This window comes from Kitasatospora sp. NPDC057738 (assembly GCF_042798815.1).
GTDB classification, from domain to species: Bacteria; Actinomycetota; Actinomycetes; order Streptomycetales; family Streptomycetaceae; genus Kitasatospora; species Kitasatospora lactacystinica.
In genome coordinates, this window is the sequence record NZ_JBHVJT010000002.1 from 104,036 (window position 1) to 126,895 (window position 22,860).

Below are 22,860 nucleotides of genomic sequence, written 5' to 3' on the forward strand. Positions count from 1 at the left end.
GCCCGGGCGACCGGCGCGCGGAGCACACCATTGCCCGAGAGGCAAGCCCTGCTCCAGAAAGGCCGATTACCGCGCATGGTGATCCTAATCAAATTGACTGAACGTCAACTTCAAAGGTGAGACTGCCTTGTCAGCAACATCCGCAAGGAGACCACCATGCGCATACTCTTCACCGGCCCCACCGCGGCCGGTCACCTCTACCCGATGGTGCCCACCGCCCAGGCGCTGCGCGCCGTCGGGCACGAAGTCCTGTTCGCCGTCGGACAGCCGGTCGAGCTGATCCGCTCCGCGGGCTTCCCCATCGTCCAGATCGGCGACGGCCGGGGCCTGCGGGAGATCATCGAGGAGGCTCTCGGCGGCAAGGTCGAGTACGTCAACCAGAACAGGACCCAGGACGAGATCCTCGACATGGCGGCCGCGATGTTCGCGCGAGCCTCCCGTCCCGACGTGGACGGTCTGCTGGCGGCCGCCACCGACTGGGGCGCCGACCTGATCGTCCACGACTCCTTCGCGGCCGCCGCCCCGCTGATCGCCGCCCAGCTCAAGATCCCGTCGGTGGTGCAGAACTTCGGTGCCAGCCCCGGCGGTCCCATGACCGAGCTGGTGGCCTCGCACGTGTCCGACCTGTACGAGGAGCGCGGCCTGACCGGCCCGGGCATCGCCGCGGTGCTCAACGTCGGCCCGCTCGGCGGCGACCCGGACGGCCTGCCGATGCGCTACGTCCCGTACAACGGCGGCGGCATCGTCCCGGCCGAGTTCCTCCGCAAGGCCGACCGCCCGCGGGCGGTCGTCACCCTGGGCACCGTGCTCGCCGAACTCGACGGCGTCCGCGCGGTGGTCCGCCTGGTCGAGGCGGCGGCCGAGGTCGACGCCGACTTCCTGCTCGCGGTCGGCAGCGCCGACCTCGCCCCGCTCGGCACCCTGCCCGCCAACGTCCGCGGCCTGCCCTGGGTCCCGCTCAACGAACTGCTCGGCCGCGCCGACGCGCTGATCCACCACGGCGGCTCGGGCACCATGCTGACCGCCCTCCAGGCGGGCCTGCCCCAGCTGCTGCTCCCCCAGGGCGCGGACCACTTCCTCAACGCCGACGCCATCACCGCCACCGGCGCCGCCCTGAGCTCCACCTCCGACGCCGTCGACACCCCGCTGCTCACCCGCATCCTCACCGACGCCGCGCTGCGCGACGCCGCCCACCGCCTGCAGGCCGACAACGCCGCCCTGCCCACCCCGGCCACCCTGGTCCCCAGCCTGGAGGGCCTCGCCGCCCGCCGCTGATCCACTGATCCACTGCCGGCTCCGGCCCACCCGGACGCCGCACGACAGCCGCGGGCCGACCGGCCTGCGGCTGTCGGCCGTCTGCGGGCGCCTGTCGGTCGGCGTCGGCGGGCGTCCGTCGGCGGGCGTCCGTCGGCGGGACCGGGCCGCGCCGGGACTCGACGCCCACCCGCGCCGGCCGGCTCCGCCCACCGGTTACCAGCTGGAGGCGCCCCGGAACCAGATCGATCCCGGCCACTTCGACGCTCTGCCGCCCCGCGAACACCGCACGCCGCACGCCGCACTCCGCACCGGGTCGGCGCGGCGGCCGGGGGCGGGACGGGTTCGGGCCCGTCAGTCGCCCCGGAGCAGGGCGCGCAGCCCGGCGGTGTCGACGACGTCGGCCCGGGAGGGGAGGACCCGGCGGAGCAGGACCTCGTGGACCTCCGGATCCGGGTCGGCGACGCCGTCGGACAGGACGAGGAGCCGGTAGTCGCGGTCGGCCGCGTCGAGGACGGTGGACAGGACGGCGCCGCCGGTACCGAGGCCGCAGACGACCAGCGTGGTGATGCCGCGCTCGCGCAGCCGCCGGTCGAGGTCGGTGGTGGACAGGGCCCCGTAGCGGGTCTTGCGCACGAGGATGTCGCCGTCCCCGGGCGCCAGGTGCTCGTGGACGGCGGCGGCGGGGTCCTCGTGGTGCATGGCGCGGTGCCGGGCCAGCGGGGCGAAGGTGGTGTTGGCGGCCGGGACGGCGTCCCAGTCGGCCTCGGTGAAGCCGACGCGTACGTGGGCGATGGTGCCGCCCTCGGCGCGGACGTCGGCGATCGCCCCGGCCACCCGGCCGAGCAGGGCCTCGCGGTCCCCGTCCCCGGGCAGCGCGGCCAGGATCGCGGGCTGGCAGTCCAGGACGAGGAGGGCGGTGTGCGCGGGGTCGAGTGCCCGGTCGGTGCTCATGCGGGTGTCCTCCGTACGGATGGTGCGGCCGGCGGGGTGCCCGGTACGGCGTCCGGCCGCGTCCGGTCGGGTCGGGGAAGCAGGAAGGGGGTGGCGAGGATGAGCAGTCCCGCGACCGTGAGGGCGGTGCGCGGGCCAGTGGCGTCGGCGAGCAGTCCGCCGAGCGCGGTGCAGACGGCGATGGAGGCCTGCTGGCCGATCGACCAGGCCGACAGGGTGCGGGCGACGAGGTGCTTGGGCGTGCGTTCGAGCCGGTAGGTGGCGAGCACCGGGTTGAACAGGCTCATGTTGATGATGATCGCCAGCTCGACGGCCATCACGGTGACGAGCCCGATCACGCCGGGGCGGACGAAGGCCAGGCCGATCAGCCAGACGGCCCGCAGGGTGCCGACGACCCGGAAGACCCGGTCCCGCCCGTGGCGCTCCACGACCCGCCGGGCCAGCCGGGAGCCGATCAGCCCGCCGAGGCAGGGGGCGGCGAAGGCGAGGCCGTACTCCCAAGGGGCGAAGTGGAGTTGGCGCAGGAGGAGGACGGCGAGCACCGGCTCGGTGGCCATGATCAGACCGGCGACGAGCATGTTGTTGAGGTAGAGCGCCCGCAGACCGGGGTCGCCCAGGATGTGTCGCCAGCCATCGAGCACCGCGCCGACCCGGAGCGGCTTCCCGCCGGCCCGGACGGGCGGCTCCTCCCGGTCGCGGATCGCGGTGATGCCCAGCGCGGAGAGCAGGTAGCTGAGCGCGTCGGCCACCACGGTGGTGACCGGCCCGAACCAGCCGATCGCCGCCCCGCCGAGCGGCGGCCCGATCGCGATGGAACTCCAATTCGTCGACTCGAAGCGTGCGTTGGCCACGAGCAGGTCCTCCGGCCGGACGAGCGCCTTGAGGTAGGCCCCACTGGCCGCGCCGAACGCGATCTTGGCCGCGGCGATCACGATCGAGACCACGAGCAACTGGACGAAGCCGAGCCACCCGAAGGCGTAGGCCACCGGGATCGTCGCCATGGCCGCGAACCGGATCAGGTCCGTCGCGATCATGACCGGCCGCTTGCGCCGGAACTCCACCCACGGCGCGAGCGGCACCGCGACCAGCGCACCCACCGCGGGCCCCACCGCGGACAGCGCGGACACCTCGGCGGGCCCGGCGTGCAGCACCAGGACGGCGATCAGCGGCAGTGCCCCGAACCCCAGTCCGGACCCGTACGCGCTCGCCGCGTACGCCGCCCACAGCCATCCGAACCGCCGGCCCAGCCGTTTCCCGCCCGTCATGCGCGGTGCGCTCCCCTCGACGTCCCGACCCCGGCCGAACAAACCGGGGTTGACCGGTGAGAGCCAATCGGTCGCCACTGCGGCAGGTCAAACAACCGATTCACCCACTCCGCACAACCCCCGGTTGTTCCCTAAGGTGGGTTGCGTGGACCTCGAAGCAGTGCGCACCTTCGCCGCCATCGCGGAGGCCGGCCAGTTCCAGAAGGCCGCCGTCGACCTGTCCGTCACCCAGCAGGCCGTCTCCAAGCGCGTCGCCGCACTGGAGCGCGACCTCGGCGTGCGGCTGTTCACCCGCACCCCGCGCGGCGCCGAACTGACCATCGACGGGCAGGCGTTCCTGCCTCACGCCCGCGAGCTGCTGCGGGTCGCCGAGCGGGCGGTCGCGTCCGTGCGCGCCGGCCGCCGCCCGCTGCGGGTCGACGTGATCAACTCACGCGGCGCGGTCTCGGGCCTGATGCGCGGCTTCCACCGCAGCCACCCCGACATCGACCTCGACGTGCTGATGCTGTTCGACATCGACACCGCCGTCGCCGCCATCCGCTCCGGCACGATCGACGCGTCCTTCCGCGCCGTCGCCGCGCCCGGCAGGCCCCTGCCCGAGGACATCGAGTCCGTCCGGGTGCTCGACGAACCGCTCCAACTCCTCACCGGCCCCGACCACGCCCTCGCGGACGCCGGGTCCGTGACCGTCGCCGAACTGGTCGGCCACCGGATCTGGATGCCCGGCATCGCCCCCGGCACCGAGTGGGGCGCCTACTACGCCGACCTGGTCGCCGAGTTCGGCCTCACCATCGAGGCCACCGGCCCCAACTTCGGCTCCGACGTGCTCCTCGACACCATCGCCGACACCCCGGCCCTGGCCACCTTCATGAGCGAGCGGACCCGTCTCGTCTGGCCCGCCGGCCACGGCCTGCGCCGCATCCCGGTGACCGACCCGACGCCCGTCTACCCCCACTCCCTCCTCTGGCACCGCGACAACCCCCACCCGGCGCTGCCCACGCTCCGCGCCCACCTCGCGGCCGCCCCCGCGGACCCCGCCGCCCCGGACACCTGGACCCCCGCCTGGGCCCTCCCCCACTGACCTCCCCGAACCACCCCGGCCCGAACCGGCCGGTCCGGACAACGCGGAAGGGACGGAGCCGGACCGACCGAAACAGCGGCCGCGGCGGGGGCCGTGCTCCGCCCCGCCCGGGATCCCCGCCGGCGGCCACCCGTGAGGGGAACGTGGCCGGAGGGCGCGATGCACCGCCGTCGGGCGTAATGGAAGGACCCGCCCCGGCGGACTGCACCGGGGTGCCGGGGTCGATCGAGCCGGTGTCGAGTGCCCGCGCGGGAGCAGAACGGCGGCGCGAGCGGGGCGGCGGCGGGCAGGGATGAGCGGTGAACAGCGATGAGCGGTGAGCAGCGGTCCGGCGCGGCGCGACCGGACCGGCCGGAGGGGCACGGCGAACGCCTGCTGGGCACGCTGCTCGATCAGACCCATGAGCTGCCGCCCCAGCTGATCGCCCCGCTGGTCGCCGCCGCGGTGCGCGGGCTCGGCGGCCGCGACCCGGCGCTCCTGCTGCAGGACTACGGCCAGCTGGTGCTGGCGCCGTTGCCGGGGCGGGGGTTGGCCGCCGGGGAGCCGGTGCCGATCGACGGCTCCCCGGCGGGCGCGGCCTTCCTGCGCGGTGTCGCCGTCGAGGAGCCGCGGCCCGACGGGGTGCGGCTGTACCTGCCGTTGCTGGACGGCGGCGACGAGGTGGGGGTTCTGGCCCTCACCCTGGACGCGGTCGACGAGGGCGACCGGCCGCTGCTGCGGCGCCTCGCCGCCCTGGTCGCCGATCTGCTGGTCACCAAGAGCGGCTACACCGACCGGATCTTCCAGGCCCGGCGCCTCGAACCGATGAGCGTGGCCGCGGAGATCCAGTGGTCGCTGCTGCCACCGCTGTCGCTGTCCGTTCCGCAGGTCGCCGTGGCCGGGATCCTCGAACCGGCCTACCAGGTGGCCGGGGACAGCTTCGACTACGCGCTCAACGACGGCCTCCTGCACGTCGCCACGATCGACGCGATGGGCCACGGGCTGGACGCCGCGACCATGGCGACCGTGGCCATCGGCGCGTACCGGCACGCCAGGCGCGCCGACATCGGACTCGCCGAGATCTACGCGTTCATGGACCGGGCCATTGCCGAGCAGTTCGGGCCGGACCACTTCGTCACCGCGCAGATGATGCGCCTGGACACCGGGACCGGCCACCTGCAGTGGGTCAACGCCGGCCATCCCCAACCGCTGCTGATCCGCGACCACGTCGTCGTCGAGCGGCTGGAGAGCGAGACCACCCTGCCGGTCGGCTTCGGCGGTGAGGAGCCGGTGATCAGCGAGCGGGTGCTGCGGCACGGTGACCGGGTGCTGTGCTTCACCGACGGCCTGGTCGAGGAGCGCGAGGCCGGCGGGGAGCAGTTCGGGGAGGAACAGCTCATCGACTGGGTCAACCGCGTCGAGCGCTCGCAGGACGGGGTGCGGGCCGTGGTGCGCGCGCTCTCCCACGTCCTGAAGGAGAAGCGCGGCGGGCGGACGAGCGACGACGCGACCCTGTTCCTGATCGAGTGGCGCTGAGCGGGCCGCCCCTCACCACGGCTCTCGTGACCGGCCGGGCCGGGCCGGTGCGGGCGGAGTACCGTGGGGATGTCGTCCGCGGACGGGTGGCGAACCGTGTCGGACGAAGCGACCGGTCCCCGGTCGGCGACGACACGGTGAGACCGGCGGGAAGCGACTCGGCCCGGCAGGTCCTTCGTCGCCACCGGCATCGGCTCCGAGCCACCGGGCGGGGCCTCCTGCGGGGCGGCCTCGTGGGCCGGGCTCCTCGGACAGACAGGAAAGGCGGGACGGGGAGATGTCCGTCTACGTGAAGCTCTCGGCCGACGCCCGGGTGCCGGCGGAGCCGTCGAAGGGGCCGCTGGACATGCAGTACGAGGACGGTGCGGACGGCGTCACCTTCGAGTACGACCTGCATCCCAGTGGTGCGCTGCGCGTCCTGCGGGTCTTCGAGGACACGCCCTACCGGATCGAGGTCTGCTTCGGCCCCGGGGCGTGGCTCCAGGTCATGGGCAGCTACCTGCGAAAAGGCGCCGAGTACTGACGGCGGTCCGCGCCGGCCCCCGCTCCGGGTACGCCCCGGTGTCGGACGCTCCGCGGGTACGGGGCGGCCCCTCAGACGCGCCCGTAGCGGACCGCCTGGTCGGCGAATTCCCGGGCCATCTCCTCGGAAACGGTCGGACGGGTGCGGTGGATGGCGTCCAGATAGTCCTGGGTGCCGGGTTGGGTCCGCTCCCCCGTGTCGAGCGTGCGCTCGAACGTGCTCTGGGCGACCGCCATGGCGACCTGCCGGATGTCGGCGGGAGTGAAGCCCTCGCTGGCTTCCGCGAGCACCGCCGTGTCCGCGGCGGTGCCCGTTTTCGCCGTGTAGCCGGCCCACAGCGCGTCGCGGGCCGCGGCGTCGGGTGGCCCGACCGGCAGGACGTAGTCGAACCGGCCGTGGCGCAGGAACGCCGGATCCAGCGCGGCCACCGAGTTGGTGGCACAGACGAGGAGCCGGCCGTCGCGGTCACGGAACCGCACGATCGACTTGAGGAGTTCGTTGACCACGCCGACCGAAGCGGGGGCGGCGAGGCTGCGTGTCCCGGCGACCTCTTCGACCTCGTCGATGAAGAGCAGCACATGGTCGAGCTGCACCACCTCCTCGAAGCGGCGGCTGAGTCCGGTGGCCAGCCCGTCCTCGGAGACGAGCCTGGAGGGGAAGATCTCGATGAACGGCCAGCCGAGCCGGCCGGCCACGGCCTTGGCGAACGTGCTCTTGCCCGTGCCCGGCGGGCCGAACAGCACGACCGCGCGCGGCGGTTCCACTCCGTGGGCGTCCGCCAGCTCGGGGTTCGCCAGGGGCAGCACCAGTCGCCGTTCGATGAGCCGCTTCTCGTCGGCCATGCCCGTGAGCCGCTCCCAGAGACGGGCTTCGGGCATGACCGCGCCCAGCATCGCCAGGACCGTCGCGCCCTGGGCACTGACGGCCTCCGACTTCTCGAAGTACGTGAGCCCCCGGTGGGGTTGGAATCCGGAGTTGACCAGTGCGGTGGCTCCGGTCTCCTCATCGGGCAGCAACGCCGCGACGATCCTGGCGCCGGCGTCCCGCAGACGGTGCTCCAGCGCGGACAGCAGGGCGGTGCCGATGCCCAGGTTCCGCCAGGCGGGGTGCAGGGCGATGCGCAGCACCCATGCCCGGTCCCCGTCCACCCGGCCCACCGCCGCGCCCACCAGATGGCCGTCCGCGACCACGACGACGCTCGGATTCCGTGCCTGCAGCGCGGCGACCACGTCCGAGAGACGGAAGACGGCGGCGCGATCCGTGGTGGCGCTCTCGGCGTCGAGCCGGACCATCGCTTCGAGGTCGTCCGGAGTGAAGTCCCGGACATGCCATACAGCCATTCGCCGCTCTCGCATACGCCGCTCTCGAACGTCGCGCGCCCCTGGACTTCCATCATCGGCCGACTCCGGCCCGGTCGCTCGCCAGGGCGGACGGCCACGGCCGGTGCGCGCACCCAGCACCCCGAGACGCCCCGAGCCGCATCCGGACCCTTGACCGCCCGGACACGCTCGCCCCGGAACGCTCCGTCGATCGCCACGGTGCTCACCCGGATGGATGGTGAACGTCAACTCCCGTACATGGCACATGCGTTCGCCGCCATGCAGCCGACTCCCCGCGGCCTCCGGGGCGGGCGCAACAGGGCCGGACCGGCCCGGACAACGCGAAAGCCCCAGGCCGCTGACCTGGGGCTTTACTGCTGGAGCGGGCGACGAGAATCGAACTCGCGCTCTAAGCTTGGGAAGCTCATGTTCTACCATTAAACTACGCCCGCCTGATGAGCCGTCAGAGACCGCTCGATCCAGTGTCACTGTACCCCATCTGCGACGGTGGTTGCACAGGGGGTCGGTGAACGTGGCGGAGCACGGTGGGGCGGGTGCGGAGGCGTACTGTTTGGGCCGCGTGCGAGTGCCCCGGTGAGTGGGGGCCGGGGCGGCGAGCCATGGTGAGGAATGTCCGGAACATCCCTTCGTGTGACGCTGTCCCGGGGCTCGGCCGCCGGGGCACGTGAGTACGGGTGAGTACTGGGTTAGGGATGGGAAGGGGATCGATGGAGCAGCGCGCCGTCGTTCGTTGTGCCGAGGGGCACCTGTTCAGCACCACCACGTTCCCGATGCAGAACCTCGGTCCGGGCCGGATCGGCCCCGGGCGGTTGATCCGATGTCCGCAGTGCGGACGGCTGCGGAGTTCGGTGCTGGCCGACGTGCGGGAGCTGTCGGAGCCGCAACTGGCGCGGGCGATGCGGCTGGAGGCCGCGGAGTTCCTGGCCTGAGGGCCGGCGGAAGGGCGGACGGGCCCCGGGCGGATTCGTCCGGGGCCCTTTCTTGCACGTAACCTCGAAGCGTGCTGCTCTCTGACAAGGACATCCGGACCGAAATCGACCGGGGCCGGGTCGTCGTCGACCCGTTCGACCCGTCGATGATCCAGCCGTCGAGTATCGACGTGCGCCTCGACCGCTTCTTCCGCGTGTTCGAGAACCACAAGTACCCGCACATCGACCCCTCGGAGGAGCAGCCGGACCTGACCCGGCTGGTCGAGCCGGAGGGCGACGAGGCGTTCATCCTGCACCCCGGCGAGTTCGTGCTGGCCTCGACGTACGAGGTCATCACGCTGCCCGACGACGTCGCGTCCCGGCTGGAGGGCAAGTCGAGCCTGGGCCGGCTGGGCCTGCTCACCCACTCCACGGCCGGCTTCATCGACCCCGGCTTCAGCGGCCACGTGACGCTGGAGCTGTCGAACGTCGCGACGCTGCCGATCAAGCTGTACCCGGGCATGAAGATCGGGCAGCTGTGCCTGTTCCGGCTCTCCTCGCCCTCGGAGCACCCGTACGGCTCGGAGCGCTACGGCTCGCGCTACCAGGGCCAGCGCGGCCCGACGCCGTCGCGCTCGTACCTGAACTTCCACCACACCGAGGTCTGAGCCGAAGGGCTCCGCAGAGCGCACGCACGACGGGCGGCCACCCCCTTCCGAGGTCGGAAGGAGGGGTGGCCGCCCGCGGCGTTCCTCAGGCCCGCTTCGGGCTGGTGACGGCGACCAGCTCGGTGCCGTCCTCGGACAGCCGCAGTTCGGTGCGCAGCTCGGCCAGCTCGCCGAGGTGGTGCAGGTGGGTGCCGCCGCAGAAGATCTGCGCGCCGCCCTCGGGCAGCTCGCAGTGCCACTGGCGGCGGGCGGTCAGCTCGGGGCCGGGCACCTCGATGCGGACCGGGGCGTCCGCGGCGACCCAGGCGGCCAGCCGGGCGTTGACGGCCTCGGTGAGGGCCGGCAGGGCGTCGGCGAGGGCCGGGAACTCCTCGGTGGCGTCCACCGTGAAGCCCTTCTTCTTCAGCGACTTGCCGAGCCGGTAGGTGTCGGTGCTGGCCGCGGTGTCCATCACCGAGCTCGCCATGGCGAGGCTGTCGAAGTCCGGGTGGCCGAAGGCGTCCGAGCGGCCCGGGTCCTTGCGCCAGCGCGGGGCGAGCGCGGCGTTCAGGGCGAGGGCGAGCAGGTGGCAGCCGCTGTGCGAGGCGCTGAGGGCGCCCCGGCGGTCGGCGTCGACGGCGAGCGCGGCGGTGCGGCCGACGATGTCGCCGGGGTCGCCGTCGAGGACGTGCAGGACCAGCCAGGACCACTCCTCGTCACCGCGCCGGACCGGGATGTCGGCGCCGACCAGCAGCTCCCCGCCGTCCGGGCCGACGGCGCCGGTCAGGCAGTCGACGACGGCCAGCCCGGTGCCGTCCACGGTCAGGGTGCCGAGGTCGGCCGGCTGGTCCGGCCAGGTGTGGTCGAGCGGGTGGAACGGGGTCGCCTCGGTGACGACGGCGTACCGGCCGTCGGCCAGCGGGTGCACCGCGAGCACCGGGGACTCGCCGGTCACCGCCCCGGCCGGGAAGCTGACGTGGGTGGTGGGGAGGGTCATTCCTGGCTCCGGTGAAGGTGGGACGACGAGGGTGGGCGGGCCCGGCGCTCGGCCGCGACCCGCCCCCATTCTGCCTTCCGCCCGCCGAAGGGTTCCGCCCCCCGAAGGGTTCCGCCCACCGAAGCCCGTCGGAGCCCGTTGGAGCCCGCTGAAGCCCGCCGGAGCCGGCCGCCCGCCGAACCCCTCGGCCCGCCGGGCGCTCAGCCCAGCGTCGGCAGCTTGATCAGCACCAGCAGCGCGACCAGCTGTACCGCCGAGGCGGCCGCGGCCTTGCCCCAGGGCAGGTCGTGCAGCCGCCGGACCATGCTGGTCAGCAGGTACGCGCAGAGCATCCAGGTGGCCCAGCCGACGACCTGGACGACGGCGCTGCCGGAGGGCAGCACCAGGTCGAGCAGCAGCCGGGGCGCGTCGGTGAGCCAGCCGATCAGCGCGGCCAGGCCGACGGTCGCCTTCCACGGGCCGTCGCCGCCGAGCTGGCGGGCCAGCGCGTAGGTGACTCCGCCGAAGAGCGCCCCGGTCACGGTGAAGCCGATGGCGGCGGCGAGGATGCCGGTCAGCGCCACGGTGAAGGTCGAGTTGACGATGTCGTCGTGGGTCAGCCCGATGCCGAGCACCGCGAGCGCGCCGTACAGCAGCGAGACGGTGAGGGCGGGCAGCCAGACCTGGTGGTCGCGGGTGCGGTCGAAGATCGCGGTCGGGGCGCGGAACAGGCCGGTGAACAGCTCGCGCCAGTGCGGCCGGGGCCCGGCGACGTGCGGGGCGGACTGGCCGCCGGCCCGGTAGACGGCGACGTTGTCCTGGCCGTACGGCTGCTGGTCGTAGCCCTGGTCGGGGCCGTAGCCCTGGTCGGGCCCGTAGCCGTGGTCCGGACCGTACCCGTGGTCGGGGCCGTAGCCCTGGTCCGGGCCGTAGCCCTGCGCGGGCCCGTACGGCGGCTGCTGCGCGTACGGGCCGCCGTCCGCGTACGGGTCGCCGGTCGGGAAGGCCCGGGTGCTGCCGGGCCGGTCCGCCGCGTACGGGTCGTACCCGTCCCCCGCCGGGTGCCCCGGAGCGCCGGGCGGGCCGGCCGGCCCGCCGGGACCGCCGGGCGTCGCCGCGTGCGGGGCCGTGAAGTACTCCGGCCCGTCCGTCCCCCCGTGCCCCCCGGGCACCGACGGCGGCGGAGGGGCCGACCACCCGCCGTGCGGACGGTCGGCGCCCTGACCGCTGTCGTATCGATTACCAGCCACGGTCCGAAGGTACCCGCCCGGCCCGGCCCGCGTCGGCCCCGGACGGAGCCGGGGCCGGTTTGCAGCGAGGCTGAGACGAACGGGGCCGAAAACCCGCCGGAACGACCCCCGGGAGCCCAACAGCCCGGCACCCCGGAGCCCGGCGGCCCGGGAGCCCGGCAGCCCCCGGAGTCGCTACCGCTGCGCGCCGACCGACGGCCCGTGCACCGCCGCGGCCGCGCTGGTGCCGGCCGGGCAGCCGCCCGGCCCGGCCGTGGTGCGGACGGCGCCGACCGGCAGCAGGGTGCCGCAGGCGATCCGGATGCCGTTGGGCAGCTCGTTGTCCGACTCCACGATCGCGCCGTCGCCGATCACCGCGCCGTCCAGCGCCGAGCGGTCGCCGACGGTGGCGAAGGCCCCCACGATCGAGTCCTTGACCAGGGTGTCCGGGCCGATCACCGCGCCCGGCAGGATCACGCTGCCCTCGACGATCGCGCCGGCCTCGACCACCGCGTCCTCGGAGACCACGGTGCCGCCGCTGAGCACCGCGCCCGGGTGGACGGTGGCGCCGGGCAGCAGCAGGGCGTCGCCGGTCGGGCCGGGGACGGCCGGGGAGTCGACCTTGCCGAGCACCAGGTCGGCCGAGCCGCGGACGAAGGCCGCCGGGGTGCCCAGGTCCAGCCAGTACGAGGTGTCGACGACGCCGCGCAGCAGTGCGCCGGTGGCCAGCAGCTCGGGGAAGGTCTCGCGCTCGACGGACACCTCGCGGCCGGCCGGGATGCGGTCGATCACGGACCGGGTGAAGACGTAGCAGCCGGCGTTGATCTGGTCGGTGACGATCTGCTCGGGGGTCTCCGGCTTCTCCAGGAACTCCAGCACCCGCCCGTCCTCGTCGGTCGGGACGAGGCCGAAGGCGCGCGGGTCCTCGACCCGGGTCAGGTGCAGGGTGACGTCGGCCCCGGCGGCCACGTGGCCGTCGCGCAGGGCGGCGATGTCGACACCGGAGAGGATGTCGCCGTTGAAGACCAGGACCGGTTCGTCCGGGCCGCAGGTCAGCCCGGACGCGGCGTTGCGGATGGCCCCGCCGGTGCCCAGCGGCTCGCGCTCGGTCAGGTAGACCAGCTCGATGCCGTACGGGGTGCCGTCCTGGAAGTGGTCCTCGAACACCTCGGCCAGGTACGACGTGGCCAGCACGACGCGGGTGACGCCGGCGGCGGCCGCGCGGGCCAACTGGTGCGCGATGAACGGGACGCCTGCCACCGGCAGCATCGGCTTGGGGGTGTGGGTGGTCAGCGGACGCAGTCGCGTGCCCTTACCACCGACCAGCATGATCGCCTCGGTCATGGTCTGCGCTGTTCCCCTTGTGTCTCTGCGGCCCGGCCCGGCGGGCCGACACCTCGTCGTCGGTCTGGACCCGGCCGTCCGGCCGGCGCGGGTCGCCACCCGTCCGGGGCTTCCGTCCGGAACGGGTCGACCGGCACGAAGCCGGTCCGGGCCTACTGTATTTGCTTCCGACCGAATGCCCGTCCGGCGCCTGTGCGATTGCCGTCACTCCCCGTACGCCCGCCGTACCGGTGCGCGCCGTCGGGCCGCCCAAAAGCCCGGCCCGGCGGGCGCGTTCGGGGCGTCCACCGGGCCGGGCGGTTGTAGCAGAACTGTCGAACAGCGGGCTCCGCGGCGGGCGTTACGCGTCCACCGTCGCGGGCTGCTCCTCGCTCCCGGCCGGCGGGAGGGCCTTGACCGAGTCGAGCAGCAGCTGGGCCACGTCGACCACCTTCAGGTGCTCCTTGGCCGCACCCTCGTTCTTCTTGCCGTTGACCGAGTCGGAGAGCATCACCAGGCAGAACGGGCAGGCGGTGGAGACGATGTCGGGGTTGAGCGACAGCGCCTCGTCCACGCGCTCGGTGTTGATCCGCTTGCCGATGCGCTCCTCCATCCACATCCGGGCACCGCCGGCGCCGCAGCAGAAGCCGCGCTCCTTGTGCCGGTGCATCTCCTGCTGGCGCAGACCGGGGACCTTGTCCATGATCTCGCGCGGCGGGCTGTAGACCTTGTTGTGGCGGCCCAGGTAGCAGGGGTCGTGGTAGGTGATCAGGCCCTCGACCGGGTTGACCGGGATCAGCTTGCCCTCGTCGATGAGGTGCTGGAGCAGCTGGGTGTGGTGGATGACCTCGAAGTGGCCGCCGAGCTGCGGGTACTCGTTGGCGATGGTGTTGAAGCAGTGCGGGCAGGTGGCGACGATCCGCTTGACCGGGGCGTCCTCCAGGGCCGCGTTCAGCGTCTCCACGTTCTGCGCGCCGAGCATCTGGAACAGGAACTCGTTGCCCAGGCGGCGGGCGGAGTCACCGGTGCAGGACTCCTCCTTGCCGAGGATCGCGAACTTCACGCCCGCGGTGTGCAGCAGCTCCGCGAAGGCCTTGGTGGTCTTCTTGGCGCGGTCCTCCAGGGCGCCGGCGCAGCCGACCCAGTAGAGGTACTCGACCTCGGCGGGGTCGATGTCCTCACCGATCACCGGCACCTCGATGCCGGTCTCCTTCTTGAGCTCCTTGACCCAGTCCAGGCGGGCCTTGGTGGCCATGCCCCACGGGTTGCCCTTGTTCTCCAGGTTCTTGAGCATCGTCCCGGCCTCGGTCGGGAACGAGGACTCGATCATCACCTGGTAGCGGCGCATGTCGACGATGTGGTCGATGTGCTCGATGTCCACCGGGCACTGCTCGACGCAGGCGCCGCAGGTGGTGCAGGACCACAGCACGTCCGGGTCGATGACGCCGTTCTCCTCGGCGGTGCCGATCAGCGGGCGCGCGGCCTCGGCCAGGGCGGCCGCCGGGACGTCCTCGAGCTGCTCGGAGGTGGCCTTCTCCTCGCCCTCCATGTCCTTGCCGCCGCCGGCCAGCAGGTACGGCGCCTTGCCGTAGGCGTGCTCGCGCAGGCTCATGATCAGCAGCTTCGGCGAGAGCGGCTTGCCGGTGTTCCAGGCCGGGCACTGCGACTGGCAGCGGCCGCACTCGGTGCAGGTGGAGAAGTCGAGGATGCCCTTCCAGGAGAAGTGCTCGACCTGGGAGACGCCGAAGACGGCGTCCTCGGCCGGGTCCTCGAAGTCGATCGGCTGACCGTCGCTGGTCATCGGACGGAGGGCGCCGAGCGCGGTGCCGCCGTCCTCCTCGCGCTTGAAGTAGATGTTGAAGAAGCCGAGGAAGCGGTGCCAGGCCACGCCCATCGAGGGGTTGAGGCCGATGGTGGTCGCCCACGCGAACGAGATGCAGATCTTCAGCATCGCGAACAGGTAGATCAGGTTCTCCAGCGTGCCGTGCGACAGGCCGCTCAGCGCGGAGACCAGCGGGTACGAGACCAGGTGCTCCGGCCCGTACGAGTCGACGCCGTTGAGGGCGCCCTCCAGGCCGCGCAGCATCAGGATGCACAGGCCGATGCCGAGGATCGTGTACTCGACGTAGAAGGCCTGCCAGGCGATCGAGCCGGCGAACCGGGACTTGCGGCCCGACCGGGACGGCAGGCTCATCAGCCGGATCACGATCAGGACCAGGATGCCCAGGGTGGTCAGGGTGCCGACCAGCTCGACGAAGAGCTGCCAGATCGTCCAGTGGCCGATGATCGGCAGCGCGAAGTCGGCGTCGAAGAGCTGGCCGAAGGCGTTGACGATGGTCAGCACCAGGCTGAAGAAGCCCACCGCGACGAACCAGTGGGCGATCCCGACGATCCCCCAGCGGTTCATCCTGGTGTGGCCGACGAACTCGGTCGCGACGGTCTTCACCCGCTGGGCGGGCTGCCCGAAGCGGGTGGAGTCCGGCGCGCCGGTGCGGACCACCTTGTAGATGTACAACGCCGCACGGGCGGCGAGCGCGGTGCCGATCACGAATGTGACCAGCGAGATGACGATCGCTGCTAGCTGCATCGGCTCTCCGTCTCCTGCGGCTTCGCGGTTGAGCAGGCTCTGCGGTTCCACGTTCTTCGGGAACCGAGTGTACTGGTCGGTAACTTGCCGGGCCGACGGCCCGGACATTACCGGTGGACAACGGTTCTCCAGAAGATTCCCAAGCTATGGCGGCAGTCACGTGGGCGCACCCCCGCCACGGCGCGGCGGGGCACTCCGGCGGCGGGCGCCCACCGATCCGCTCAGCAAAGTTGAGCGAGCCGCACTCATACCTGTTGACGCCGCCCACCGAGTCATGCATCCTTGAGCCCGTAAAGCTCAACTCTTCCGTGGAGGTATCTACGATGGCACGCGCGGTCGGCATCGACCTCGGTACGACGAACTCGGTCGTCAGCGTTCTGGAGGGTGGCGAGCCCACCGTCATCACGAACGCCGAGGGTGCGCGGACCACGCCGTCCGTCGTCGCCTTCGCCAAGAACGGCGAGGTTCTGGTCGGCGAGGTGGCCAAGCGCCAGGCGGTCACCAACGTCGACCGCACCATCCGCTCGGTCAAGCGCCACATGGGCACCGGGTGGAAGATCAACATCGATGGCAAGGACTTCAACCCCCAGCAGATCTCGGCCTTCGTGCTGCAGAAGCTGAAGCGGGACGCCGAGGCGTACCTGGGCGAGACCGTCACCGACGCCGTCATCACCGTCCCGGCGTACTTCAACGACTCCGAGCGCCAGGCCACCAAGGAGGCCGGTGAGATCGCGGGCCTCAACGTCCTGCGCATCGTCAACGAGCCGACCGCGGCCGCCCTCGCGTACGGCCTGGACAAGGACGACCAGACCATCCTGGTCTTCGACCTCGGCGGCGGCACCTTCGACGTCTCCCTGCTGGAGATCGGCGACGGGGTCGTCGAGGTGAAGGCCACCAACGGTGACAACCACCTCGGTGGTGACGACTGGGACCAGCGCGTCGTCGACCACCTGGTCAAGGTCTTCCAGGCCGGCCACGGCGTCGACCTGTCCAAGGACAAGATGGCCCTGCAGCGTCTGCGCGAGGCCTCCGAGAAGGCGAAGATCGAGCTGTCCTCGTCCTCCGAGACCTCGATCAACCTGCCGTACATCACGGCCTCCGCCGAGGGCCCGCTGCACCTGGACGAGAAGCTCACCCGCGCCCAGTTCCAGCAGCTGACCGCGGACCTGCTGGAGCGCTGCAAGGTCCCGTTCCACAACGTCATCAAGGACGCCGGCATCTCGCTCTCCGAGATCGACCACGTCGTCCTCGTCGGCGGCTCGACCCGCATGCCGGCCGTCGCCGAGCTCGTCAAGGAGCTGACCGGCGGCCAGGACGCCAACAAGGGCGTCAACCCGGACGAGGTCGTCGCCATCGGCGCCGCGCTCCAGGCCGGTGTCCTCAAGGGCGAGGTCAAGGACGTCCTGCTGCTCGACGTCACCCCGCTGTCCCTCGGCATCGAGACCAAGGGCGGCATCATGACCAAGCTGATCGAGCGCAACACCACGATCCCGACCAAGCGCTCCGAGATCTTCACCACGGCCGAGGACAACCAGCCGTCCGTGCAGATCCAGGTCTACCAGGGCGAGCGCGAGATCGCCGCGTACAACAAGAAGCTCGGCATGTTCGAGCTGACCGGCCTGCCGCCGGCGCCGCGCGGCCTGCCGCAGATCGAGGTCACCTTCGACATCGACGCCAACGGCATCATGCACGTCGGTGCCAAGGACCTCGGCACCGGCAAGGAGCAGAAGATGACCGTCACCGGCGGCTCCTCGCTGCCGAAGGACGAGGTCGACCGCATGCGCCGCGAGGCCGAGCAGTACGCCGAGGACGACCACAAGCGCCGCGAGGCCGTGGAGACCCGCAACTCCGCCGAGCAGCTCGTCTACTCGACCGAGAAGTTCATCGCCGACAACGCCGACAAGCTGCCGGGCGACGTCAAGACCGAGGTCGAGACCGCCATCGGCGAGCTCAAGGAGGCCCTGAAGGGCGAGGACATCGCGAAGATCCGCGAGGCCTCGGAGAAGGTCTCCACCACCGCGCAGAAGCTCGGCCAGGCGCTGTACGCCAACGCCGACGCCGCTGCCGGTGCCGCCCCCTCCGGTGACTCCGCCCAGGCCAAGGACGACGACGTCGTCGACGCCGAGATCGTGGACGACGAGAAGCCCAAGGGCGGTGCGGCATGACGGACAAGCCGCAGGGCGGTAAGCCCGGCGACGACTCCGCCGCCGAAGAGGCCGTGATCAAGGCTGCCGAGGAGGCCGCCGCGGCCGGCACCGGGGAATCCGGTTCGGACGACCTCGCCACCGCCAAGCGCGAGCTCGCCGAGCGCACCGGTGACCTCCAGCGCCTCCAGGCCGAGTACCAGAACTACCGCAAGCGCGTCGAGCGCGACCGGCTGACCGTCCGCGAGATCGCCGTCTCCAACATCCTGGAGTCGCTGATCCCGGTCCTGGACGACATCGGCCGCGCCCGCGAGCACGGCGAGGTCACGGGCGGCTTCAAGTCCGTCGCCGAGTCGCTGGAGACGGTCGTCGCCAAGCTGGGCCTGCAGCAGTTCGGCAAGGAGGGCGAGCCCTTCGACCCGACCATGCACGAGGCGCTGATGCACAGCTACTCCTCGGACGTCACCGAGGACACCTGCGTGCAGATCCTCCAGCCCGGCTACCGCATCGGCGAGCGGATCATCCGCCCGGCGATGGTGGCCGTCGCGGAACCCCAGCCCGGCAGCCAGGCGTCCTCCCCGGACGCCGAGCCGAAGTCCGCCGACGCGGACAAGTCCGACGGTGGCTCGGACAGCTGACAACCTGTGACAGCTGACAACCAGTGCGCTGCGGAGTCGTACGCCGGCCAGTACGGCGGCCGGCTCCGCAGCGCTCTGTCAGCAGCCGTTTGCTCACCGGCTGTTGACAGCACAGTGACGATGGACATCGGGAGGTGGCGGAAGCCATGAGTGGCAAGGACTTTGTCGAGAAGGACTACTACAAGGTCCTCGGCGTGCCCAAGGACGCCACCGCCACCGAGATCAAGAAGACCTACCGCAAGCTCGCGCGCGAGTTCCACCCCGACGCCAACAAGGGTGACTCCAAGGCCGAGGAGCGGTTCAAGGACATCTCCGAGGCGTACGACGTCCTCTCCGACGAGAAGCGCCGCAAGGAGTACGACGAGGCCCGCAGCCTCTTCGCCAACGGCGGCTTCCGGGCCGGCGGCGCCCCCGGCGGCAACGGCAGCTACAGCTTCGACTTCGGCGACCTCTTCAGCGGCAGCCAGGGCGGCGCCGGCCAGGCCGGCGGCGGCCTCGGCGACGTGTTCGGCGGCCTCTTCAACCGCGGCGGCACCCGGCAGGCCCAGCCCCGGCGCGGCGCCGACGTCGAGACCGAGGTGACGCTCTCCTTCGAGGAGGCGGTGGACGGCGCGACCGTCCCGCTGCGGATGACCAGCCAGGCCCCCTGCCGGGGCTGCAACGGCACCGGCGCCAAGTCCGGCACCACCCCGCGGGTCTGTCCGACCTGCGTCGGCGCGGGCACCGTCAGCCGCGGCCAGGGCGCCTTCGCCCTCTCCGAGCCGTGCAAGGACTGCCGCGGCCGGGGCATGATCGTCGACGACCCGTGCCCCGACTGCCACGGCAGCGGCCGGGCCAGCTCGGCCCGCACCATGCAGGTCCGGATCCCGGCCGGCGTCCAGGCCGACCAGCGCATCCGGCTCAAGGGCAAGGGCGCCCAGGGCGAGCGCGGCGGGCAGCCCGGCGACCTCTACGTGACCGTGCACGTCGACTCCCACCCGGTCTTCGGCCGCAAGGGCGACAACCTCACCGTCACCGTCCCGGTGGCCTTCCCCGAAGCCGCGCTCGGCGCCACCATCGAGGTGCCCACGCTGAACGGCCCGACCGTGAAGCTCAAGCTGCCCCCGGGCAGCGCCAACGGCCTCACCATGCGCGCCCGCGGCAAGGGCGCCACCCGCAAGGACGGCACCCGCGGCGACCTCCTCGTCACCGTCGAGGTCGTGGTGCCCCAGCACGTCACCGGCGACGCGCTGAACGCCCTTGAGCAGTACCGCGAGGCCACCGCCTCCGACGATCCGCGCGCCGCCCTGTTCCGGGCGGCGAAGGGAGCGTGACGACCAGATGTCCCCGATGAACCCGATCGACCCCGACACCCCGATCGGCCCCGGCCTCGGCGAGGGCCTGCCCGGCGCCGGCCCCCGCCGCACCCGCCGCGCCGCCGCGGCCCCGCCGACGTACGTCCTCACCGAGGACACCCCGGTGTACGTCATCTCCGTGGCCGCCGAACTGTCCAGTCTGCACCCGCAGACCCTGCGTCAGTACGACCGCCTCGGACTGGTCTGCCCCGACCGCACCGCCGGCCGCGGCCGCCGCTACTCCGCCCGCGACATCCAGCAGTTGCGCGAGGTCCAGCGGCTCTCCCAGGACGAGGGCATCAACCTGGCGGGCATCAAGCGGATCATCGAGCTGGAGAACCAGGTCACCGCCCTGCGGTCCCGGGTCGCGGAACTGGTCGACTCCCTGGAGGGCGCCGCCACCGCCCTCCAGCAGCGCGAGGCCGCCGTCCACGCGTCCTACCGGCGCGACCTCGTCCCGTACCAGCCCCCCACCCCGCAGTCCAGCGCCCTCGTCGTCTGGCGCCCCAAGCGCTGACCGAAGCACCCACCGGCCGCCGGCCCCTCCTCTCGGGGGGTGCCGGCGGCTGCCGTGCGGTGAGAGAGTGCGGTCGTATTCCCTCTCCGGGGGACTCACCAGATCTGGCATGCTAAAACTCGTTCAGCACCAGCGCTGATGGGACGCAGGTAGCACGGTAACGGCAAGGAGTCGCGAATGAGTGGACGAGAGCAGCCCCTTGCCGCCGGCTTGACCATCCTCTCGCCAGAAGCACGAGAGCTATATCTCGCCGTCATCCGAGGAGACGGCAAACTGCCGTTGGACTCCGACCTCGACCAGGATGATCCCGCGCGGGGCGAGCTGGTGAGGATCGGCCTTCTCATACCCGACAGTGATGATCCGAATGTTTTCGTGGCCGCCGACCCCGCGCAGCTCTCGACAAGCCTCAGCCATTCGTGGCAACGTCAGGCACTGGAACTCCTGTCACGCGCCGTATCGCTCCCCTCCGAACTGCAGGATCTGGCCCGGGAATTCCACACCCCGAAGCGGTCCGGAGGGTCCATAGAGCATGTTCGGGGGAAGGCGCTCATTCGGCAGCGGCTGGAGCAGTTCAGGGGTTCCGGATTCGAGGAGGCCCTGGCGCTCCAACCTGGCGGCCCCCGGCAGCCGGATCTTCTCGCCGGAATGATCGCATACGATCTGGAGACGCTCCGCAGTGGGACGAAGATGCGGACGATCTACCACGCCAGCACCCGATACCACCAGCCGACCAGGGATTACGTCGCCACACTCGCCCAAGCCGGCGGCCAGTACCGCACGCTTGACGAGCCCTATACGCGGCTCATAGTGATGGATCGGCGCGTGGCAGTGATCCCGATCGACGATGACATGAGCCTCGCGGCCTTCATCTACGACCCTGCCGTCGTCGACTATCTTGCCAATGAGGTCTTCGAGCAGTACTGGAGCCGGGCCCTGGAATTCGAGGGCGACCGCACGGTGCCGCAGCAGGTCGTGTCACGCCTGCGCCAGACGATCATTGACCAGATGCTCGAAGGAACCAATCACCGAGTTATCGCACGACGCCTTGGAATTAGCGAGCGGACACTGGCCAGACATATAGCCGAAATGCGAGACGACTACAAGGTCGACTCGCTATTCCAACTCGGATATGTCCTCGGCCGAAAGGCGCAGGAGACTTCCGACTGACTCGCCCAGCCGGCTTCAGGCGGGTCCGTCAATACTCTGGCACGCGGCCGTGCGGTTACCCGGCCGTGCAGTCACCCGGCCGTACTCACTGCCAGGAGATGTCGTCTGCGACGCTCACGGAGGCATTGACGGCAATCGCGTCGTGCGAGTCGGCAGCGCTCACGAGAGAGCCGGCACCGAGCACGGCGGCGACGGCAACCAATGAAAGCACAACCACGCGGACAAATTGGTGCATATCAGTCACGCCCTCACTTTTCTGGAGAATCGCCACTAGAAGCGTCAAGCAGGATAACGGTCCACATGGTGCCACGCCAGGGGGAGGCTGTCACCTGCTTCCGCATGCGGGAGTGTGCGTCATCTCTCTGCCAGTCATCCAGATGACACAGGCCAACCCTGGACGCGACACGGAGATGCGATGGACGATCAGTTCGCCCTCAATGGTCTCGGCAGGGCGCCACACCTTGCCAATGTACCGTCAAATACTAAACCGTTCAGCAGCGGCATCAGTCCACCGAGCAGACCACATCCAACGCATCGCCGACACTCACTCCCCCGGTCGGCCTTTCCCCGGAGTCGACATGACCGAGCCCTACCTGCGTCACCACGACAGCCAGGCCCCTGAGGGTCGGCGTGCACGTGTGTTCCTGGCCGCCCCGCTGATGCGACTGACCGGGCCGGCCGACAGCGTGGTGACCCTCGCCAGCCGGACGCGGCTGACGACGCTCCGCACCACCCTCCTGCGCAGCGGTGCCGCCGTGTACAGCGCGCACCACAGCGACGCCTGGACCATCTCCGGCCGCGCGCCGGAGCCCCGCGTCCCCTCCGACTTCCGCGCCCTCCAGTCCGCCGACCTCGTGTTCGCCTACGTCGGCGCCCCCCTCTCGGCCGGCGTGAGCCTGGAGCTCGGCTGGGCGTCGGCGCTGCGCAAGCCGATCGTCCTCCTGGTCGACGAGGCCATCACCCACAACCCGCTGATCGCCACCATCGAGCAGGTCGCCCCCGTCCTGCCGCTGGTCTTCGACGACACCTGGTCGCAGGAGGCCCTCAACCACACGGTCGAGACCGCGCTCGACTGGGCGGGCATGGCGCTCTCCCTGCGCGAGGGCTTCTGGACCGCCCCCGGCGAGCAGTTCAACGTCCCCCGGCAGCAGCCCGCCGTCCCCGGCTACTGGCCGACCGGCGCCGCCACCGGCTGAGCGGCGGCTACCCACCGGACTCCCCCGTCCGGGACCCCCGCAGCAGCCGGCCCGACCGGAACAGCGCCTCCGCGTCGCACAGCTCACGCAGCCGGGCGACATGACCGGCCACCGCGCGCTCGCTCAGCCCCATCCGGCCGGCGCTCGCCCGCTGCGTGAGGCCGCGGGCGAGCAGCCTTCCGACCCGCGTCGACCGCCGGGCGAACCCGGCGGTGGGCGCGTCGGAACAGGCCACCGGGTCGGGCACCGAGCGCCTCGTGCG

20 protein-coding genes, 1 tRNA gene and 1 pseudogene are annotated in these 22,860 nt (G+C 71.7%); 12 read left to right on the forward strand and 10 right to left on the reverse strand.

Going from position 1 to position 22,860, the window contains the following annotated elements; all coding sequences use genetic code 11:
- Positions 1-156 precede the first annotated feature (156 nt).
- A complete protein-coding gene (locus tag ACFVGO_RS01650; RefSeq protein WP_380630592.1) occupies positions 157-1,275 on the forward strand; it encodes a nucleotide disphospho-sugar-binding domain-containing protein in 1,119 nt (372 codons plus the stop codon).
- Positions 1,276-1,608: 333 nt separating this feature from the next.
- Here the strand turns inward: ACFVGO_RS01650 and ACFVGO_RS01655 are convergent, their stop codons facing one another.
- Positions 1,609-2,208 carry a cysteine hydrolase gene (locus ACFVGO_RS01655; RefSeq protein ID WP_359897768.1) on the reverse strand — a complete coding sequence of 200 codons (600 nt, stop codon included), beginning with the start codon at positions 2,206-2,208 and terminating at the stop codon, positions 1,609-1,611.
- On the reverse strand, positions 2,205-3,473 hold the full coding sequence (locus tag ACFVGO_RS01660) for an MFS transporter (RefSeq protein WP_380630593.1): 1,269 nt from the start codon (positions 3,471-3,473) through the stop codon (positions 2,205-2,207). Before ACFVGO_RS01660 ends, ACFVGO_RS01655 begins: the two co-directional genes overlap by 4 nt.
- Positions 3,474-3,618: 145 nt before the next feature.
- Here ACFVGO_RS01660 and ACFVGO_RS01665 point away from each other — a divergent pair, with 145 nt between their 5' ends.
- The 3 genes from ACFVGO_RS01665 (at position 3,619) to ACFVGO_RS01675 (ending at position 6,592) form a co-directional block, all read left to right on the forward strand.
- Positions 3,619-4,554 (forward strand): LysR family transcriptional regulator, encoded by a 936-nt coding sequence (locus ACFVGO_RS01665; protein ID WP_380549877.1) that lies wholly within the window; start codon positions 3,619-3,621, stop codon positions 4,552-4,554.
- A 309-nt stretch (positions 4,555-4,863) separates the two neighbouring features.
- On the forward strand, positions 4,864-6,069 hold the full coding sequence (locus ACFVGO_RS01670; protein WP_359897765.1) for a GAF domain-containing SpoIIE family protein phosphatase: 1,206 nt from the start codon (positions 4,864-4,866) through the stop codon (positions 6,067-6,069).
- A gap of 277 nt (positions 6,070-6,346) precedes the next feature.
- The gene (locus ACFVGO_RS01675; protein WP_359897764.1) at positions 6,347-6,592 is read left to right on the forward strand and encodes a hypothetical protein; all 246 of its coding nucleotides are present in this window, start codon (positions 6,347-6,349) and stop codon (positions 6,590-6,592) included.
- Positions 6,593-6,663: 71 nt separating this feature from the next.
- Here ACFVGO_RS01675 and ACFVGO_RS01680 read toward each other — a convergent pair whose 3' ends face one another.
- Both ACFVGO_RS01680 and ACFVGO_RS01685 read right to left on the reverse strand, forming a co-directional pair.
- Positions 6,664-7,932: a GNAT family N-acetyltransferase gene (locus ACFVGO_RS01680; RefSeq protein ID WP_359897763.1), complete on the reverse strand. Its 1,269-nt coding sequence runs from the start codon at positions 7,930-7,932 to the stop codon at positions 6,664-6,666.
- Positions 7,933-8,289: 357 nt separating this feature from the next.
- Positions 8,290-8,363, reverse strand: a tRNA-Gly gene (locus ACFVGO_RS01685).
- 276 nt (positions 8,364-8,639) lie between these two features.
- On the opposite strand from ACFVGO_RS01685, the gene ACFVGO_RS01690 reads away from it, so the two are divergent.
- Both ACFVGO_RS01690 and dcd read left to right on the forward strand, forming a co-directional pair.
- Positions 8,640-8,861: a hypothetical protein gene (locus ACFVGO_RS01690; protein WP_380351225.1), complete on the forward strand. Its 222-nt coding sequence runs from the start codon at positions 8,640-8,642 to the stop codon at positions 8,859-8,861.
- A 71-nt stretch (positions 8,862-8,932) separates the two neighbouring features.
- Positions 8,933-9,508: a dCTP deaminase gene (gene dcd / locus ACFVGO_RS01695; protein WP_359897745.1), complete on the forward strand. Its 576-nt coding sequence runs from the start codon at positions 8,933-8,935 to the stop codon at positions 9,506-9,508.
- An 85-nt stretch (positions 9,509-9,593) separates the two neighbouring features.
- On the opposite strand, the gene ACFVGO_RS01700 is transcribed toward dcd, so the two are convergent.
- The 4 genes and pseudogenes from ACFVGO_RS01700 to ACFVGO_RS01715 form a co-directional block, all read right to left on the reverse strand.
- Positions 9,594-10,484, reverse strand: a complete 891-nt coding sequence (locus ACFVGO_RS01700; RefSeq protein WP_359897744.1) for a metal-dependent hydrolase — start codon at positions 10,482-10,484, stop codon at positions 9,594-9,596.
- Between the two features lie 200 nt (positions 10,485-10,684).
- Complete coding sequence (locus ACFVGO_RS01705; protein WP_380630595.1) at positions 10,685-11,713, reverse strand: YIP1 family protein; 1,029 nt, start codon at positions 11,711-11,713, stop codon at positions 10,685-10,687.
- 258 nt (positions 11,714-11,971) lie between these two features.
- Positions 11,972-13,036 (reverse strand): annotated as a pseudogene (locus ACFVGO_RS01710) (sugar phosphate nucleotidyltransferase); the annotation flags it as partial.
- 340 nt (positions 13,037-13,376) lie between these two features.
- On the reverse strand, positions 13,377-15,602 hold the full coding sequence (locus ACFVGO_RS01715; protein WP_359897742.1) for a heterodisulfide reductase-related iron-sulfur binding cluster: 2,226 nt from the start codon (positions 15,600-15,602) through the stop codon (positions 13,377-13,379).
- A 323-nt stretch (positions 15,603-15,925) separates the two neighbouring features.
- Here ACFVGO_RS01715 and dnaK point away from each other — a divergent pair, with 323 nt between their 5' ends.
- From dnaK to ACFVGO_RS01740, 5 genes are all read left to right on the forward strand, one after another.
- Positions 15,926-17,767: a molecular chaperone DnaK gene (dnaK, locus tag ACFVGO_RS01720; protein ID WP_359897741.1), complete on the forward strand. Its 1,842-nt coding sequence runs from the start codon at positions 15,926-15,928 to the stop codon at positions 17,765-17,767.
- On the forward strand, positions 17,764-18,384 hold the full coding sequence (grpE, locus tag ACFVGO_RS01725) for a nucleotide exchange factor GrpE (protein ID WP_359897740.1): 621 nt from the start codon (positions 17,764-17,766) through the stop codon (positions 18,382-18,384). Before dnaK ends, grpE begins: the two co-directional genes overlap by 4 nt.
- A gap of 146 nt (positions 18,385-18,530) precedes the next feature.
- On the forward strand, positions 18,531-19,697 hold the full coding sequence (dnaJ, locus tag ACFVGO_RS01730) for a molecular chaperone DnaJ (protein WP_359897739.1): 1,167 nt from the start codon (positions 18,531-18,533) through the stop codon (positions 19,695-19,697).
- Positions 19,698-19,704: 7 nt separating this feature from the next.
- Positions 19,705-20,235 carry a heat shock protein transcriptional repressor HspR gene (locus ACFVGO_RS01735; protein WP_380630597.1) on the forward strand — a complete coding sequence of 177 codons (531 nt, stop codon included), beginning with the start codon at positions 19,705-19,707 and terminating at the stop codon, positions 20,233-20,235.
- Positions 20,236-20,412: 177 nt separating this feature from the next.
- Positions 20,413-21,402 (forward strand): helix-turn-helix domain-containing protein, encoded by a 990-nt coding sequence (locus ACFVGO_RS01740; protein WP_359897737.1) that lies wholly within the window; start codon positions 20,413-20,415, stop codon positions 21,400-21,402.
- 85 nt (positions 21,403-21,487) lie between these two features.
- Here ACFVGO_RS01740 and ACFVGO_RS01745 read toward each other — a convergent pair whose 3' ends face one another.
- Positions 21,488-21,646 (reverse strand): hypothetical protein, encoded by a 159-nt coding sequence (locus ACFVGO_RS01745; protein WP_380351221.1) that lies wholly within the window; start codon positions 21,644-21,646, stop codon positions 21,488-21,490.
- 334 nt (positions 21,647-21,980) lie between these two features.
- Between ACFVGO_RS01745 and ACFVGO_RS01750 the strand changes: the two genes are divergently transcribed.
- Entirely contained in the window at positions 21,981-22,598 is a 618-nt protein-coding gene (locus tag ACFVGO_RS01750; protein ID WP_143204511.1) for a hypothetical protein, read from the forward strand.
- Positions 22,599-22,605: 7 nt separating this feature from the next.
- Here ACFVGO_RS01750 and ACFVGO_RS01755 read toward each other — a convergent pair whose 3' ends face one another.
- Positions 22,606-22,845, reverse strand: a complete 240-nt coding sequence (locus tag ACFVGO_RS01755) for a hypothetical protein (protein WP_380630598.1) — start codon at positions 22,843-22,845, stop codon at positions 22,606-22,608.
- Positions 22,846-22,860: the final 15 nt, after the last annotated feature.

Excerpts from the sequence above, each read along its gene's own strand:
- ACFVGO_RS01650 (WP_380630592.1), top strand. The coding sequence starts at position 157 with ATGCGCATACTCTTCACCGGCCCCACCGCGGCCGGTCACCTCTACCCG.
- ACFVGO_RS01655 (WP_359897768.1), bottom strand. The coding sequence starts at position 2,208 with ATGAGCACCGACCGGGCACTCGACCCCGCGCACACCGCCCTCCTCGTC.
- ACFVGO_RS01660 (WP_380630593.1), bottom strand. The coding sequence starts at position 3,473 with ATGACGGGCGGGAAACGGCTGGGCCGGCGGTTCGGATGGCTGTGGGCG.
- ACFVGO_RS01670 (WP_359897765.1), top strand. The coding sequence starts at position 4,864 with ATGAGCGGTGAGCAGCGGTCCGGCGCGGCGCGACCGGACCGGCCGGAG.
- ACFVGO_RS01675 (WP_359897764.1), top strand. The coding sequence starts at position 6,347 with ATGTCCGTCTACGTGAAGCTCTCGGCCGACGCCCGGGTGCCGGCGGAG.
- ACFVGO_RS01680 (WP_359897763.1), bottom strand. The coding sequence starts at position 7,932 with ATGGCTGTATGGCATGTCCGGGACTTCACTCCGGACGACCTCGAAGCG.
- ACFVGO_RS01690 (WP_380351225.1), top strand. The coding sequence starts at position 8,640 with ATGGAGCAGCGCGCCGTCGTTCGTTGTGCCGAGGGGCACCTGTTCAGC.
- ACFVGO_RS01700 (WP_359897744.1), bottom strand. The coding sequence starts at position 10,484 with ATGACCCTCCCCACCACCCACGTCAGCTTCCCGGCCGGGGCGGTGACC.
- ACFVGO_RS01715 (WP_359897742.1), bottom strand. The coding sequence starts at position 15,602 with ATGCAGCTAGCAGCGATCGTCATCTCGCTGGTCACATTCGTGATCGGC.
- dnaK (WP_359897741.1), top strand. The coding sequence starts at position 15,926 with ATGGCACGCGCGGTCGGCATCGACCTCGGTACGACGAACTCGGTCGTC.
- grpE (WP_359897740.1), top strand. The coding sequence starts at position 17,764 with ATGACGGACAAGCCGCAGGGCGGTAAGCCCGGCGACGACTCCGCCGCC.
- dnaJ (WP_359897739.1), top strand. The coding sequence starts at position 18,531 with ATGAGTGGCAAGGACTTTGTCGAGAAGGACTACTACAAGGTCCTCGGC.
- ACFVGO_RS01735 (WP_380630597.1), top strand. The coding sequence starts at position 19,705 with ATGTCCCCGATGAACCCGATCGACCCCGACACCCCGATCGGCCCCGGC.
- ACFVGO_RS01740 (WP_359897737.1), top strand. The coding sequence starts at position 20,413 with ATGAGTGGACGAGAGCAGCCCCTTGCCGCCGGCTTGACCATCCTCTCG.
- ACFVGO_RS01750 (WP_143204511.1), top strand. The coding sequence starts at position 21,981 with ATGACCGAGCCCTACCTGCGTCACCACGACAGCCAGGCCCCTGAGGGT.